Source organism: Streptomyces sp. NPDC055103 (genome assembly GCF_053607625.1).
In genome coordinates this window covers 84,447-98,465 of record NZ_JBSGTX010000011.1, presented here as the reverse complement: position 1 = coordinate 98,465, position 14,019 = coordinate 84,447, and the positions used below count along the sequence as shown (strand labels likewise).

The 14,019-nt window shown below is 71.6% G+C and carries 15 protein-coding genes; 4 read left to right on the top strand and 11 right to left on the bottom strand.

The genetic code is table 11. The features are described 5' to 3' along the window. Positions 1-34: 34 nt before the first annotated feature. The 5 genes from cbiE to ACWFR1_RS10165 all read right to left on the bottom strand — a co-directional run bounded on the left by cbiE (position 35) and on the right by ACWFR1_RS10165 (position 4,939). Positions 35-1,315: a precorrin-6y C5,15-methyltransferase (decarboxylating) subunit CbiE gene (gene cbiE / locus ACWFR1_RS10185; RefSeq protein ID WP_453548692.1), complete on the bottom strand. Its 1,281-nt coding sequence runs from the start codon at positions 1,313-1,315 to the stop codon at positions 35-37. 98 nt (positions 1,316-1,413) lie between these two features. Then, a complete protein-coding gene (locus tag ACWFR1_RS10180) occupies positions 1,414-2,049 on the bottom strand; it encodes a GNAT family N-acetyltransferase (RefSeq protein WP_453548690.1) in 636 nt (211 codons plus the stop codon). A gap of 185 nt (positions 2,050-2,234) precedes the next feature. Then, positions 2,235-3,098: a MetQ/NlpA family ABC transporter substrate-binding protein gene (locus ACWFR1_RS10175; RefSeq protein ID WP_453548687.1), complete on the bottom strand. Its 864-nt coding sequence runs from the start codon at positions 3,096-3,098 to the stop codon at positions 2,235-2,237. A 117-nt stretch (positions 3,099-3,215) separates the two neighbouring features. Beyond that, positions 3,216-3,884 carry a methionine ABC transporter permease gene (locus ACWFR1_RS10170; protein WP_453548684.1) on the bottom strand — a complete coding sequence of 223 codons (669 nt, stop codon included), beginning with the start codon at positions 3,882-3,884 and terminating at the stop codon, positions 3,216-3,218. Next, entirely contained in the window at positions 3,881-4,939 is a 1,059-nt protein-coding gene (locus ACWFR1_RS10165; RefSeq protein WP_453548682.1) for a methionine ABC transporter ATP-binding protein, read from the bottom strand. The genes ACWFR1_RS10170 and ACWFR1_RS10165 overlap by 4 nt, the downstream gene beginning before the upstream one ends. 564 nt (positions 4,940-5,503) lie before the next feature. On the opposite strand from ACWFR1_RS10165, the gene ACWFR1_RS10160 reads away from it, so the two are divergent. Continuing rightward, positions 5,504-5,866 carry a hypothetical protein gene (locus ACWFR1_RS10160; protein WP_453548680.1) on the top strand — a complete coding sequence of 121 codons (363 nt, stop codon included), beginning with the start codon at positions 5,504-5,506 and terminating at the stop codon, positions 5,864-5,866. 2 nt (positions 5,867-5,868) lie between these two features. After that, the gene (locus tag ACWFR1_RS10155; RefSeq protein ID WP_453548678.1) at positions 5,869-6,303 is read left to right on the top strand and encodes a hypothetical protein; all 435 of its coding nucleotides are present in this window, start codon (positions 5,869-5,871) and stop codon (positions 6,301-6,303) included. A 1-nt stretch (position 6,304) separates the two neighbouring features. Here the strand turns inward: ACWFR1_RS10155 and ACWFR1_RS10150 are convergent, their stop codons facing one another. From ACWFR1_RS10150 to ACWFR1_RS10140, 3 genes are all read right to left on the bottom strand, one after another. Then, a complete protein-coding gene (locus tag ACWFR1_RS10150) occupies positions 6,305-6,799 on the bottom strand; it encodes a GNAT family N-acetyltransferase (protein WP_453548676.1) in 495 nt (164 codons plus the stop codon). Between the two features lie 37 nt (positions 6,800-6,836). Further along, positions 6,837-7,496 carry a sigma-70 family RNA polymerase sigma factor gene (locus ACWFR1_RS10145; protein ID WP_453548674.1) on the bottom strand — a complete coding sequence of 220 codons (660 nt, stop codon included), beginning with the start codon at positions 7,494-7,496 and terminating at the stop codon, positions 6,837-6,839. Between the two features lie 104 nt (positions 7,497-7,600). Continuing rightward, positions 7,601-8,785 carry a glycerophosphodiester phosphodiesterase gene (locus tag ACWFR1_RS10140; RefSeq protein WP_453548672.1) on the bottom strand — a complete coding sequence of 395 codons (1,185 nt, stop codon included), beginning with the start codon at positions 8,783-8,785 and terminating at the stop codon, positions 7,601-7,603. 223 nt (positions 8,786-9,008) lie between these two features. On the opposite strand from ACWFR1_RS10140, the gene ACWFR1_RS10135 reads away from it, so the two are divergent. Then, a complete protein-coding gene (locus tag ACWFR1_RS10135; protein ID WP_453548670.1) occupies positions 9,009-9,680 on the top strand; it encodes a lysophospholipid acyltransferase family protein in 672 nt (223 codons plus the stop codon). A 148-nt stretch (positions 9,681-9,828) separates the two neighbouring features. On the opposite strand, the gene ACWFR1_RS10130 is transcribed toward ACWFR1_RS10135, so the two are convergent. Continuing rightward, the gene (locus ACWFR1_RS10130) at positions 9,829-11,373 is read right to left on the bottom strand and encodes an MFS transporter (protein WP_453548668.1); all 1,545 of its coding nucleotides are present in this window, start codon (positions 11,371-11,373) and stop codon (positions 9,829-9,831) included. Then, positions 11,370-11,921 (bottom strand): TetR/AcrR family transcriptional regulator, encoded by a 552-nt coding sequence (locus tag ACWFR1_RS10125; protein ID WP_453548666.1) that lies wholly within the window; start codon positions 11,919-11,921, stop codon positions 11,370-11,372. Before ACWFR1_RS10125 ends, ACWFR1_RS10130 begins: the two co-directional genes overlap by 4 nt. A gap of 85 nt (positions 11,922-12,006) precedes the next feature. On the opposite strand from ACWFR1_RS10125, the gene ACWFR1_RS10120 reads away from it, so the two are divergent. Then, a complete protein-coding gene (locus ACWFR1_RS10120; RefSeq protein WP_453548664.1) occupies positions 12,007-12,519 on the top strand; it encodes an HAD domain-containing protein in 513 nt (170 codons plus the stop codon). 24 nt (positions 12,520-12,543) lie between these two features. Here ACWFR1_RS10120 and argH read toward each other — a convergent pair whose 3' ends face one another. Continuing rightward, entirely contained in the window at positions 12,544-13,971 is a 1,428-nt protein-coding gene (argH, locus tag ACWFR1_RS10115; protein ID WP_453548661.1) for an argininosuccinate lyase, read from the bottom strand. Positions 13,972-14,019 lie beyond the last annotated feature (48 nt).

Here is a 14,019-nt window from a genome sequence, read left to right as displayed (position 1 = left end):
CGGCCAGCCTACCTGCCCGTCAGGGGCGGCAGGGTCACGGGGCGCCGTCGCTCCTGCGTCCGGCCAGCAGGAACACGACCGACCGCTCGCGTTCCGACCAGTCGTCCGGGTCGAGTCCGACGGTCTGGAGGAGGAGGCTCTCGACGGCGTAGCCGCCGTCGGCGAGGGCGGTGCCGATGGCCTCCGCCTCGTCGCGGGTGGAGGCGTGGGCGACGATGCGCTCCGGGCGCCGGTCGGTGCAGGCGGTGACGACGGGAACTCCGCCCGCCGCGATGCGGACGACATCGGGTTCGGGGAGGTTCTCCAGGACGTGCGGTGCCCGGCCCTGGACGGTCTGGAGCGGTACGCCGTGTCGGCGGGCGGCGGCCTCGGTGCGGGCGCAGGCGGCCGGGTCGGTGTCGACGGCGATGACGGCGGCGCCGAAGCGGGCGGCCTCGACGGCGAACGCGCCGCCCGCGCAGCCGATGTCCCAGACGAGGTCGCCGACGCGGGGGCCGAGGCGGGCCAGCTGGGCGGCGCGCAGTGCGGGGTCCTGCCCCGCGCCGGGCCGCGGCGCCGGGGCGGTAGCGGGGGCGCCGGGGCCGGGTCCCCGCGCGCCGCGCCCCTCGGGGGCGTACTCCTCGGCGGGCAGGCCCCAGCCGCGTACGGGCCGCACGGCCGGGTCCTGGCCCATCAGCCAGGGGGCGGTCGGCGTGCCGGAGCCCGCGCCGCCCACTCCTCCGATGACGAGGACGACGTTCGGGTCGCGCCAGGAGTGGTCGGCGGCCCTGTCGGAGGTGAGGACGGAGACCTGTTCGCGGTCGGTGCCGAGCTCCTCGCAGACGACGAAGGTGCGGTGGACCCCGTCGAGGAGAAGGGCGAGTTCGGCGGGTCCCGCGCCCGGTGAGGTGAGGACGGCGACCTTGGGGTGCGCGCGGCAGACGTTCACCGCGCGGCGCAGGGTGCGCTGGTGGGCGACCACGATCCTGGCGTCCTCCCAGGGCATCCCCGCGCGGGCGAAGGCGGCGGCGACGGAGGAGACGGCGGGGACGACCTCGACCTCCAGGCCGTGCTCGGGGGCGCGCAGGACGCGGACGACGCCGAAGAAGCCCGGGTCGCCGTCGGCGAGGACGACGGCGGTGCCGCGGTGTCCCGCGATGCGGCGGGCGGCGAGGTCGACGCTGCCGAGGCGGATGCGTTCGGCGGCGGGGGGCACCTCGGGGAGCGCCAGGTGGTGGGCGGCGCCGGCCACGAGGGTGGCGGCGGAGAGCGCGGACCGGGCTGCCGCGGTGAGGGGCGAGCCGTCCCAGCCGATCACCGTGACCCGGTCAGCCATCGTCGTCTGTCTCCTGTGGTGTCGTCGCAGGTCGGGGGCGTGTCGAGCGTACCCCGGGCGGGCTTTCGGGCTCGGCTCCCCGGCGCGGTGTCCGGCGCTCAGCTCCAGTCGGTGTACGAGGAGTATCCGGCCTCGGCCATCTGGTCGGCGACGCCGTCGAGGTCCTCGGGGAGGAGGCCCCAGACGATGAAGTCGGTGCGCAGCTCGGTCCAGTTGCCGTCCTCGGTGCGGGTGCGGGCTATGCAGGCGTTGCGCAGGACGCCTTCGCTGATGCAGCCGATCTTCTGGGCGACCTGCTGGGAGGCGGTGTTGTCCGCGGCCGTGCGGAGTTCGAGGCGCTCGAACTTCTGGTCGCCGAAGACCCACTGGGCGGTGGCGAGCGCGGCCTCGGAGGCGTATCCCTCGCCGCGGGCCCAGGGGGCGACGATGTAGGAGAGCTCGGTGGAGCGGACGCGCCAGTTGGTGTTGCTCAGTTGGACGATGCCCACGAGGCGCTGGGTGAGGAACTCGGTGACGGCGAGGTCGAGGCCCCGGCCGGCGGCGCGCTCGGTGGGGGCGTACTCGGTGATCCAGCGGCGGGCGGCGTCCTCGGTGTACGGCTGGGGGACGGCCGTCCACGCCCCGACCATCTCGTCGTTCATCATCTCGGCCAGAGCCGGGGCGTCGGCTTCCTCGAGCGCGCGCAGCACCAACCGGTCCGTGTTGATGGAGATGTCCGGAAAGGTGGTAGTCATGCTCAGCTCCATGCCGTGAACCGTCCGAATCGACCGTGAACGCACAGCATGCAGCATGCGGACGTCGGCGTGCATGGCCGGGTGGGGGTGCGGCGAAGGCCCCGCGCACCGGACGGGGTGCGGGGGGCCTCCTGCGCAAGGACTGTACGGGGGAACCGGTCTGACGGTTCCTCGGATGCCGGGCCCTAGTTGGCGACGGCGCCGAAAGCCGGGACGACCGAGCCCTTGTAGGTGTCCTCGATGTACTTCTTCGCCTCGGGCGAGTTGAGGAGCTTGGCGAGCTTCTGCACGCGGGCGTCCTTCTCGTTGCCCGCCTTGACGGCGAGGAAGTTGGCGTACGGGTTGCCTTCGGCCTTCTCCAGGACGAGGGCGTCCTTCGCCGGCGAGAGGTCGGCCTCGATGGCGTAGTTGCCGTTGATGACGGCGGCGTCCACGTCGTTCAGGGCGCGGGGCACGGTGGCGGCCTCCAGCTCCTTGAACTCCAGGCCCTTCTTGTCGGTGATGTCGGAGAGCTTGGCGTTGGTGCCGACTCCCGGCTTGACGGTGATCAGGCCGTTCGCGGCGAGCAACTGGAGCGCGCGGCCGCCGTTGGTGGTGTCGTTGGGGACGGCGATCGTCTGGCCGGGCTTGATGTCCTTCACCGACTTGAGGCTCTTGGAGTAGAGGCCCAGCGGCTCCAGGTGGACGTTGACCACGGGGACGATGGTGGTCTTGTTCTTCTGGTTGAAGTCGTCGAGGTACGGCTTGTGCTGGAAGAAGTTGGCGTCGACCTGGCCGGACTGGGTGGCGGTGTTCGGCAGGACGTAGTCCGTGACCTCCTTCACCTCCAGCTTCAGGCCTTCCTTCTCGGCCAGCTTGTCCTTGACGAAGTTGAGGATGTCGGCGTGCGGCGTCGGCGACGCGGCGACGACGAGCGGCTTGGAGGTGTCGCCGGAGCCGGCCGAGTCCTTGGTGGAGGACGGGTCCGAGGAGGTGCCGCAGGCGGTGAGGCCGAGGGCGAGGGCGGCGGTGGCGGCGATACCGGCGGTGAGCTTGATGTTCTTACGCACGAAGAGTGCCTCTTTCCGGTGGAGCGGTGGACGCCTGGACAACAAGTCCGGGCTGTTCTTCGAAAAACGAAGCCTTGGGGTGGGGCGTGGCCCGCGGTACGTCTCGGGCCGTGCGGCTCAGGCCGTGCGGCCCCGGCGGGCGAGGAGCCGGACGACTCCGTCGCCGATGAGCTGGACGACGGTCACGATCAGGACCAGGACGACGACGGTGACGAGCATGAACGTCGTGTCGAAGCGCTGGTATCCGTAGGTGACGGCCTTGGAGCCGAGGCCCTCGCCGCCGACCGCGCCGGCCATGGCCGAGTAGCCGATGAGCACGATCACGGTGGTGGTGACGCCCGAGACGAGGGAGGGCAGGGCCTGCGGGAGCAGCACCTTGCGGACGATGGTGGGGATGCCGCCGCCCATGGCCTGGACGGCCTCGACGAGCCCGTGGTCGACCTCGCGGATCGCCGTCTCGACGAGGCGCGCGAAGAAGGGGATGGCGCCGATGGCGAGCGGCACGATCATCGCGGTGGGACCGATGAAGGTGCCGACGACGAAGGTGGTGAAGGGGATCAGCGCGATCAGCAGGATGATGAAGGGCAGCGAACGCCCGATGTTCACGATCGCACCGACGATCTTGTTCACCGGCCGGTTCTGCAGCAGTCCGCCCTTGTCCGTGAGGACGAGGAGGATGCCGAGCGGCAGGCCGCCGAGCACGGTGACGACGGCGGCCCAGAGGACCATGTAGAGCGTGTCGACGGTGCCCTGCTCCAGCAGGGGCTGCATCTCGGACCAGGTCACTTGGCACCTTCCTTGGCCAGTACGGGCGCGGTGTCGGCCGGCGCCTCGGCGTCCTCTTCGACGTGTTCGACCTGGAGGCCCTGCTCGCGCAGGAAGCCGATCGGGACGACGTTGTCCTCGTACCGTCCGGGGAGCTCGATCCGCATCCGGCCGATCTGCTTGCCGCCCACCGTGTCCATCGCCGCCCCGAGGATCGAGATGTCGATGTTGTAGGTGCGGGAGAGCTGGGAGATGACCGGCTGGGTCGCGGACTCGCCGTGGAAGGTGACGTCGACGACCGTGCGTTCGGGGCCCGTGGCGGCGCCGCTCACCGGGAAGAGTTCGGCCGCCAGCTGGGAGCCGGGGGTGGCGAGCAGTTCGGTGACGGTGCCGGACTCGACGACGCGGCCGTGCTGCATGAGGGCGGCGGAGTCGCAGATCGTCTTGACGACGTCCATCTCGTGCGTGATCAGCAGGACGGTGAGGCCGAGCTGCTGGTTGAGGTCGCGCAGGAGCTGGAGGATGGAGCGGGTGGTCTCCGGGTCGAGGGCGCTGGTGGCCTCGTCGGAGAGGAGGACCTTGGGCTCGCCGGCGAGGGCGCGGGCGATGCCGACGCGCTGCTTCTGGCCGCCGGAGAGCTGGCCCGGGTAGGACTTGGCCTTGTCGGCGAGGCCGACGAGGTCGAGGAGTTCGAGGGCGCGGCGGGAGCGCTCGGCGCCGGAGACGCCGAGGATCTCCAGGGGGAGCTCGATGTTGTCCTTGACCGTGCGGGAGGACAGCAGGTTGAAGTGCTGGAAGACCATGCCGATGCTGCTGCGCGCCCGGCGCAGGTCCTTGCCGGCGCGGCGGCCCTTGCCGGCGAGGGCGGTGAGGTCGACTCCGTCGACGGTCACGGTGCCGGAGGTGGGGCGCTCCAGGAGGTTGACGCAGCGGATGAGCGAGGACTTGCCGGCGCCGCTCTGGCCGATCACGCCGAAGACCTCGCCCTCGCGGACGTGCAGGTCGACGCCGTCCAGAGCGGTGACCTGGCGGCCGCGCGACTCGTAGACCTTGGTCAGGCCCGAAGTGGTGATCACAGGGTTTCCGTCACTGTCGAGTGCGCGGCGCGGGGTCCGCCGGGCACGGGGCATTCGTCGTTCGGACAGCCAGGCGCACGGAGGCCGGTCCGGTGGGTGGCCGGGGGCGGCGAGTGCGCGGGGCAGGCACGGTCCGCCGCCGGATGGCGGGGGATCGGCTGGCCGTCGGGTCTCGCTTCGGGGCGCGAAACTCAGGCGGGGGCCCTCAGAAGGCGCACATTCGACACATACAACGAGCACCGGGCGTCGTGATCGCCTCGGTCGCAAGGGTGCGGCTGCTCGTCGTGGTCATGTCTGCAAGTAAAGCATGCGCACTCGCGAACGAAAGGGGGGCGTCCGAATAGCGGACACCCCTGAGATGCCATACGGACACCCGCTGGGGGCGCGTGCGTGCCGCTCCCCCGCGCGTGGCCTGCGGGGGCGGGCCCGGCCGGCCGGTGCCGTCGGCGCCGGCCGGCGGACCGGGGGCGGGCGGCTGGTGTGGCCAAGGCCACGGGGTGGGCGGCCACCGCCTTCCGGGGGGCGAGCGCATCGGGCCTTTCGGACCGTAATACCCTCGGGCGCATGCTCGACGCCCTGACGGTCACGGTCTCCGTGGCCGCGCTCGCCCTCGCCGCCTGGTGCGGCTTCGCCGCCTTCCGGGACCAGCCGACCAAGGACTGGCACTTCATCGGCATGGCCGTGGTGACCTTCCTGGTGCTGGTCCAGCTGGTCGTCGGCATCGTGCAGCTGGTGCGCGGCGAGAAGGCCGAGGAGGGCGCGACGATCTTCGTCGCCTATCTGCTGGGCGCGCTGTGCGCGGTGCCGATCGCCGGGTTCATGTCGCTCGCGGAGCGCAGCCGGTGGGGCTCGGCGACCGTGGCCGCCGGTGCGGTCGTCCTCGCCGTGCTCGAAGTGCGTCTCTACGACATCTGGACGGTGGGCTGACCATGGCGGAGATCCAGGAGAAGGCGGCGCGGGGCGCGAGGACCCGTCTCGTCTCGGGCCCGGGCATCCTGCTCGTCTGGCTGTACGGCGTGATGTCGGTCGGCGCGGTATCGCGCTCGATCTACCAGATCGCGACCGAGTTCGACCGGGCGCCGCTCGCGTACTCCCTGTCGGCGGTGGCGGCCGTGGTCTACGCCTTCATCACCTACACGCTGGTGCGGGGCGGGGAGACGGCCCGCAGGGCGGCGCTGGTGTGCTGCGCCGCCGAGCTCGCGGGCGTCCTGGTGGTCGGGACCTGGACCCTGGTGGAGCCGTCCGCCTTCCCGGACGCGACGGTCTGGTCGGACTACGGGTACGGGTACCTCTTCATTCCGGTCCTGCTGCCGATGACCGGCATCTGGTGGCTCCGCCGGTCCCGCGCGGTGGCGTCCGCCTGAGTCAGGCGGCGGCCTTCTCCAGGGTCACCAGGGTGAGCTTCGGCCCCACTTCGCGGGCCGCCACCTGCGCGTACCCCTTGCTGCGGTAGAGCCGCAGATTGCCCTCGCTGCGGTGGCCGGTGAAGAGCTGGAAGCGCTTGGCGGAGGGCTCCGCCGGCGTGGTCTCGGCGGCGAAGTGGCGTTCGATGCCGTCGAGGAGCCGTCCTCCGAGGCCGTGGCGCCGCATGCGCGGGTGGACGATCAGCTTGGCGATCCGTACCGTGCCGTCCTCGTCGAGGCGGGCCCGTACGGAGGCGACGACCTCGTCGCCGAGCCTGGCCACCAGGCCGTACCCCTCGTCCAGTTCGGCGCGCAGGGCGTCGAGCGACTGGGTGAGCGGTTCGATGGACCAGTCCCCGTACAGCTCCGCCTCACTCTGGTAGCAGAGGTACTGCAGCTTCAGGATGTGCTCCGCGTCCTGTGCGTCCGCTGCTGAGATGGTCACACTCAGGCCCATGTGTGCACGCCTCCCGCTCATGTGGTTCGCCGTCGGTTTATCGCACCCTTCCCCGTCGGCCGGGGGCGGGAACCTCTGCAGCCAGCATTCTGCGCAGGCATCCCAGGCAACGGGAACGCGTCGGCCCCAGACTGCCCTGTGAGATACCCAACTCTCCTGCGATTTCTCGGTAGGTGGGGTCCTCCGGATCGAGCATCGCGGTGAGCAGGCGCGGGCACCTGCCGGGCGTTCGGGTGACGGCGGCGCGCAGGGTGCGGTGGCGTTCGGCGACGAGGAGCGTGGTCTCCGGGGAGCTGTGCGGGCCTTCGGTGTCCGGCGGCGGGGCGGGCTCGTCCTGATAGGGGCGCTCGCGGTCGGTGGTCCGGCGGGCGCGGCGGGCCTCTGCGCGGACGGCGCGGCGCAGCCAGTCGGCGGGGCGCTCGGGGGCGCCGGTCTCCTGGAGGCGCTCCAGGAGACGGAGCCAGACGGCCTGTTCGAGGTCGCTCGGGTCGACGCCGGCGGCCGGAGCCTCGGCGTCCGACTCGGCGGCGAGGAGCGGGGCGAGGGCGGCCAGGAGGCCGGGGGGCACGGTGGAGGCGGGGGCGGGGGCCGGGTGGGGAGCCGCGTGCGCGTGCGGGTGGGGCCGGCCGGCCGGCGTGGGAGCGGTCTCGGGTGCCGGCGTGACGGTGGTGCCGGGGGCGGTCTCGGGGGTGGTCATGACCGGCACGATGTGCGGGTGCGGGGGCGCGGTTGCGGTGCGGGGCGTAAACCACCCGGGAGGAGGTCGTGCGGCGCCGGCCGCGCGACCTCCTCCCGGTTCCGTCAGTCGCGGGCGGCCGTGAAGTCCGCGGCGGCGAGCAGCGCCGTGTCGGGGTTGTCGGAGAAGATGCCGTCGATCCCCGTCTCCAGGTACCGCTTCAGGGCCCCGAAGGCGTCGCCGTACGCCGTCGGGTCCGTGCCCCGGCGGAAGTCGGCGGGCAGGAAGCTGTTCTCGTTGCGGTGCGTGTACGGGTGGAGGAGCAGCCCCTCGGCGTGCGCGTCGCGGACGAGGGTGGTCGGGGTGCCGAGGCGCCCGGTCGCGTCCTTCGGGATGACCAGGTCGAGCGTGGGGCCGATGCCCTGCGCGTACGAGGCGATCCAGCGCAGGCCCTCGGGCGTGACCAGGTCGGCGACGGTGCGCGGGTCCCCGGCCAGGACGAAGTCCCAGGGGCGGCTGCTCGCGGCGGAGAGCAGGACCACTCCCGGGGAGTCGACCAGCTTCGCCAGTCGCTGGATGCTGCTGGGCTCGAAGGACTGCAGGAAGACCGGCGAGTTCGCGCGGTGGCGTCCGTAGCGGCGCAGGAGCTTGGCGAGCCGCTCCTCCAGGCCGAGGCCGAGGGAGCGGAAGTAGGTGGGGTGCTTGGTCTCGACGTGCAGCCAGACCTCGCGGCCCCGGCGGCGGCCCTCCTCCTCGGCCCAGCGCAGGACCTCCTCGAAGGTGGGGACCGTCCAGCGGCCGTCGTAGAGGGTGTTCTCCTGGCGGGTGGCGGGGATGCGCTCCTTCGCGCGCAGCGTCTTGAGCTCGGCGAGCGTGAAGTCCTCGGTGAACCAGCCGGTGAGCGTGGTGCCGTCGATGCTCTTGGTGGTCTTCCGGGAGGCGAACTCGGGGTGGTCGGCGACGTCGGTGGTGCCGGTGATGTCGTTCTCGTGGCGGCAGACGAGGTGGCCGTCCCGGGTGGGGACGAGGTCCTGCTCGATGACGTGGGCGCCGAGGTCGAGTGCGTGGCGGTAGGAGCCGAGGGTGTGCTCGGGGCGATAGCCGCTGGCGCCGCGGTGGGCGATGACGGTGGGGACGGGGAGGGAGCGGTAGCCGTGGCCCCTGCCGTCGCCGCGGGCCTCGCCGGCCGTGGCCTCGTCGGCGTGGGCGGTGCCCGTGGAGAGGGCCGTCGAGGCCCCCAGTACGGCAGCGGCTCCGGCCGCTCCGAGAACGGTCCGCCGTGCCGGGGTCCGGCGCTCGCCCTGGGTCATGAAGGCTCCTCGTGTGTGATGTCCCGCACCTGTCAACGGGGAGCTCCGACGCTAGGCACAGAGGCCCTACGGACGGCAGACCTCTGCCGAACATGGCGGAAACACACGTCAACACTGCGTATCCACTCGGTGAACCCGATGTGCGTACGGCGGTGACCCGCGAGTATCGTCGCCAGCTGCACCGTCAGCCGGCCCGCACCCCGCGCCACCCCCGGAGGAACCGTTGTCCCGTCTCGCGATCATCAAGGCAGTGCTCGGGCCGGTCATGCGCCTGATGTTCCGCCCCCGCGTGGAGGGCGCCGAGAACATCCCGGGGACCGGTCCCGTCATCCTCGCGGGCAACCACCTGACCTTCATCGACTCGATGATCATGCCGATCTGCCTGGACCGTCAGGTCTTCTTCATCGGCAAGGACGAGTACGTGACGGGCAAGGGCATCAAGGGCCGGGCGATGGCCTGGTTCTTCACCAGCGTCGGCATGATCCCGGTGGACCGGGACGGCGGTCGCGGCGGTGTGGCGGCGCTGATGACCGGGCGTCGGGTCCTGGACGAGGGCAAGGTCTTCTCGATCTACCCGGAGGGCACCCGCTCCCCCGACGGCCGGCTGTACCGGGGCCGTACGGGCATCGCCCGGCTGACCCTGATGACCGGCGCGCCGGTGGTGCCGTTCGCGATGATCGGCACCGACAAGATCCAGCCGGGCGGGGCGGGCGTGCCGCGGCCGGGCAAGGTCACGGTCCGCTTCGGCGAGCCGATGGAGTTCTCGCGGTACGACGGCATGGACCGCGACCGTTACGTCCTGCGGGCGGTGACGGACTCGGTGATGGCCGAGGTGATGCGGCTGTCCGGGCAGGAGTACGTCGACATGTACGCCACCAAGGCGAAGGCCGCGTAACGCTAGTAACGCTCGTACGCCCGCGTTCCCCTGCGTACGCTCGCGTCCCCTGCGTACGCCCGCGGTCCCCTGCGTACGCACGTGTTCACGTGTGCTGGTGCTCCCGTACAGTCCGGCTGTACGGGGGCACCGGCGTGTTCCCCGGGCGTCAGTGTTCGACGCCGTCCTCCAGCTTCTGGCCCCTGAGCAGGAACCAGGCCGCGACGGAGGCCGCGAGGAGGACCGCCGCGCCGGCGCCGGCCGCGATCCGCAGACCGTCGACGAAGGCGAGCTGCGCGGCCGACACCAGGGCCGTCGCCGCGTCCGGGGCGAGGGCGCCGGAGGCCTCGACGGCGCCGCCGAGCGACTCGTGGGCGGCCGAGGCGATGTCGGAGGGGACTCCGGCCGGGGTGACGAAGTCACGGTAGACACCGGTCACGATCGAGCCGAGTACGGCGATTCCGAGCGCGGCGCCGAGTTCGTACGCGGTCTCGGAGACGGCTGACGCGGAACCCGCCTGCTCCTTCGGGACGCTGGAGAGGATCACGTCGGCGGTGACGGTGAAGGCGAAGCCGGCTCCCACACCGACGACGAGCAGGCTCGCGCCGAGCATCGGATAGCTGCTGCTCCCGTCGATCGTCGTGAGGACGGCGAGGGAGAGACCGACGGCCGCGAGGCCGCCCGCCACGACGGACCGCACGGAGAACCGCCGGGCGACGACACCGGCGACGAGACCGGCCGTGACCGCGCCGACGGCGGCGGGGAGCTCGGCAAGTCCGGCCTCCAGGGGCTGGCGGCCTTGGACCAGCTGGAAGAACTGGGACAGGAAGAACACCAGGCCGGAGAGGCCCAGGATGGTCAGCAGGTCCGCGAGGACCGCGCCGGAGAAGCCGCGGTTGCGGAAGAGGCGCATGTCCAGGAGCGGGGCGGGCAGGGTCAGCTGCCTGCGGACGAACCAGGTCAGGGCGGCGGCACCGGCGAGGGCGGCCAGCGCCGCGTCGAGGGAGAGGCCGTGGGAGGCCAGCTCCTTGATCGCGTATACGACGGCGATCACGCCGACGAGAGAGAGGCCGACGCTGGGGAGGTCCCAGGGGCCCGGGTTCGGGTTCTTCGACTCGGGGATCATCTTGATGCCGACGAGGACGAGGACGGCCATGACGGGCAGGTTGATGAGGAAGACCGAGCCCCACCAGAAGTGCTCCAGGAGGAATCCGCCGACGACCGGTCCGACGGCGGCACCGGCCGAGGCCATGGCGCCCCAGATGCCGATGGCGAGGCTGCGCTCGCGCGGGTCGTGGAAGAGGTTCCGGATGAGCGCCAGGGTGGACGGCATCAGGGTGGCGCCGGCGACGCCGAGGAGCGCGCGGGCCACGATCATCATCTCGGGGCTGGTCGCGTAGGCGTTCAGGACGGAGACGGCGCCGAAGGCCGTGGCACCGACGAGCAGCAGCTTCTTCCGGCCGATGCGGTCGCCGAGGCTGCCCATGGAGACCAGGAATCCGGCGATGACGAACGAGTAGACGTCGCCGATCCAGAGCAGCTGGGTGCCCGTGGGCTTGAGGTCCTCGGAGAGGAAGGGGGTGGCGAGACCGAGCACCGTGGCGTCCACGGCGACGAGGAGGACGGCCAGGACGAGAACGGAAAGGGCGAGCCACCGGCCGGGGCGGTGCACGCCCTCGATATGGTCCGGGTGCTTGACGGTGCTGGTGCTCACTTCTCCACGCTCCTGCGTGCTCCGCCGAGCAGCAGCTCGACGATCATGTACTGGAAGTCCTTGGCGGCGACCCGGCCGTCCTGCACGGCCCAGGCGCCCGAACCGATGAGCCCGTAGAGGGCCTCGGTCAGCCAGGCGGGGGTCAGATCGATCCGGAAGGTGCCCTGTTCCTGGCCGCGCCGGAACAGGTCGGAGACCCGGGTGTCGAGACGGGCCCAGCCGTCGTTCTGCTGGTCGCCCTCGAAGAGCTGGTTCTCGGTGACGAGGAACGACAGCAGCGGGGCCATCGGCTCCATCCCGGCGACGAGCCGGCGTACGGCCTCGTCGGCGGGCCCCTCGTCGAGGCGGGCCTGGTCGAGGGCCGCCTCCAGCTCCTGGATCCCCAGCTCCTCCAGCGCCCTGACCAGGGCGTCGCGCCCGGCGAAGTGCCGGTGCAGCGTGGCCCGGCCGATCCCGGCGGCCCGCGCGACCTCGTCCATGGTGGCGGTCGCCTTGCGGGAGAGCAGGGCGGCGGCGCTGTGGAGCACCTGGGTGCGATCGACTGACATGAGACGACCATACACCGAATGAGACATGAATGTCTCACCTGATATTTCGACGCCTCATCGGGGTCGGGAACGGAATGCTGTGGACATGACGAAGCCACTGCTGCTGATCGATGTGGACGGGCCGCTGAATCCGTACGCGGCGCAGCGCGAGCGGCGCCCGGAGGGGTACACGACGCACCGGATGCGACCGAGCGGCTGGCTGTTCGAGGCGAAGCCCCTGCGCGTGTGGCTGAATCCGGAGCACGGGGGCGAGCTGCTCGCGCTCGCCGAGGCGTACGAGCTGGTGTGGGCGACGACGTGGAAGGACGAGGCGAACGACTGGATAGGACCGCAACTCGGGCTGCCCGAGCTGCCGTTCATCGACTGGCCCCGAATGCACGGGAAGGCCCCTCGCGGGACCTTCTGGAAGACGCAGTACATCCTGGAGTACGCGGAGGGGCGGCCGTTCGCCTGGGTCGACGACGACATCACGTCGTACGACCGCGAGTACGTGGAGCGGAACCACCTCGCCGCCGCCCTGTTGCTGCGCGTCGACCCCCGGATCGGACTGCTCCGGCCGGACTTCGACGCGCTCGTGGAGTGGGCGGCGGCGCTGTAGGACTGCGCTGGACTACGGGGTCGGTCAGTTCTTCGCGGTGGCCCAGGCGTGCTGGATCACCAGGTCCGCCTTGACCTCGACGAGCTGGATCGCGACCGCCGAGGGGGCGGTGCCGCCGCGGCCGTCGCGGGAGGCGAGGGCGCCGGGGACGTTGAGGACCGTACGGACCTCGGGGGTGAGGTGCTCGGAGATCTTGGCGAACTGCTCGTCCGTGAGCTCGTCCAGCTCCTTGCCCTCGGACTCGGCGACCTTCACGCACTCGCCGGCCACCTCGTGCGCCACCCGGAACGGCACACCCTGCTTGACCAGCCACTCGGCGATGTCCGTCGCGAGCGAGAAGCCGGCCGGGGCCAGCTCCTCCATGCGCTCGCGGTTGACCGTGAGCGTGGCCATCATGCCGGTGAAGGCGGGCAGCAGGACCTCCAGCTGGTCGCAGGAGTCGAAGACGGGCTCCTTGTCCTCCTGGAGGTCGCGGTTGTACGCGAGCGGGAGGGCCTTGAGGGTCGCGAGCAGGCCCGACAGGTTGCCGATGAGACGGCCCGACTTGCCCCGCGCCAGCTCGGCGATGTCCGGGTTCTTCTTCTGCGGCATGATCGACGAGCCGGTGGAGAAGGCGTCGTGCAGGGTCACGAAGGAGAACTCCTTCGTGTTCCAGATGATGATCTCCTCCGCGATCCGCGAGAGGTTGATCCCGATCATCGCCGTGATGAAGGCGAACTCGGCGACGAAGTCACGGGAGGCCGTGCCGTCGATCGAGTTGCCGACCGAGCCGCGCTCGAAGCCGAGGTCCTTGGCGACCGCCTCGGGGTCGAGCCCGAGCGAGGAGCCCGCGAGGGCGCCGGAGCCGTACGGGGAGACGGCCGTCCGAGTGTCCCACTGGCGCAGCCGCTCGGCGTCCCGGGAGAGGGACTGGGCGTGGGCCAGGACGTGGTGGGCGAAGAGCACCGGCTGCGCGTGCTGGAGGTGCGTACGGCCGGGCATGGCGACGTCGGCGTGCGCCTCGGCGAGTCCGACGAGCGCGTCCTGGAGGTCGGCGACGAGGCCGCCGATGACACGGGCGTGGTCCCGGAGGTACATGCGGAAGAGGGTGGCGACCTGGTCGTTCCGCGACCGGCCGGCGCGCAGCTTGCCGCCGAGGTCGGGGCCGAGGCGCTCCAGGAGGCCGCGCTCGAGGGCGGTGTGGACGTCCTCGTCGGCGATGGTGCCGACGAAGGAGCCGTCGGCGACGTCCGCCTCCAGCAGGTCGAGGCCCGCGATCATGCGGGTCAGCTCGTCCTCGGTGAGCAGGCCCGCCTTGTGCAGCACACGGGCGTGGGCGCGGGAGCCGGCGATGTCGTACGGCGCGAGACGCCAGTCGAAGTGGACCGACGCGGACAGCTTCGCGAGGGCCTCGGCGGGGCCGTCGGCGAACCGTCCGCCCCAGAGCCGGACGTCACCGTTGTTGCTGCTCACTGCTGCTCCTCGATCGAACGTGGATGGTCATCCTTGGGCCGCCTGCGA

What these genes read in the sequence shown, in the direction of transcription:
- cbiE (WP_453548692.1), bottom strand. Translation starts at nt 1,315, where the DNA reads ATGGCTGACCGGGTCACGGTGATCGGCTGGGACGGCTCGCCCCTCACC.
- ACWFR1_RS10180 (WP_453548690.1), bottom strand. Translation starts at nt 2,049, where the DNA reads ATGACTACCACCTTTCCGGACATCTCCATCAACACGGACCGGTTGGTG.
- ACWFR1_RS10160 (WP_453548680.1), top strand. Translation starts at nt 5,504, where the DNA reads ATGCTCGACGCCCTGACGGTCACGGTCTCCGTGGCCGCGCTCGCCCTC.
- ACWFR1_RS10155 (WP_453548678.1), top strand. Translation starts at nt 5,869, where the DNA reads ATGGCGGAGATCCAGGAGAAGGCGGCGCGGGGCGCGAGGACCCGTCTC.
- ACWFR1_RS10150 (WP_453548676.1), bottom strand. Translation starts at nt 6,799, where the DNA reads ATGGGCCTGAGTGTGACCATCTCAGCAGCGGACGCACAGGACGCGGAG.
- ACWFR1_RS10145 (WP_453548674.1), bottom strand. Translation starts at nt 7,496, where the DNA reads ATGACCACCCCCGAGACCGCCCCCGGCACCACCGTCACGCCGGCACCC.
- ACWFR1_RS10140 (WP_453548672.1), bottom strand. Translation starts at nt 8,785, where the DNA reads ATGACCCAGGGCGAGCGCCGGACCCCGGCACGGCGGACCGTTCTCGGA.
- ACWFR1_RS10125 (WP_453548666.1), bottom strand. Translation starts at nt 11,921, where the DNA reads ATGTCAGTCGATCGCACCCAGGTGCTCCACAGCGCCGCCGCCCTGCTC.
- ACWFR1_RS10120 (WP_453548664.1), top strand. Translation starts at nt 12,007, where the DNA reads ATGACGAAGCCACTGCTGCTGATCGATGTGGACGGGCCGCTGAATCCG.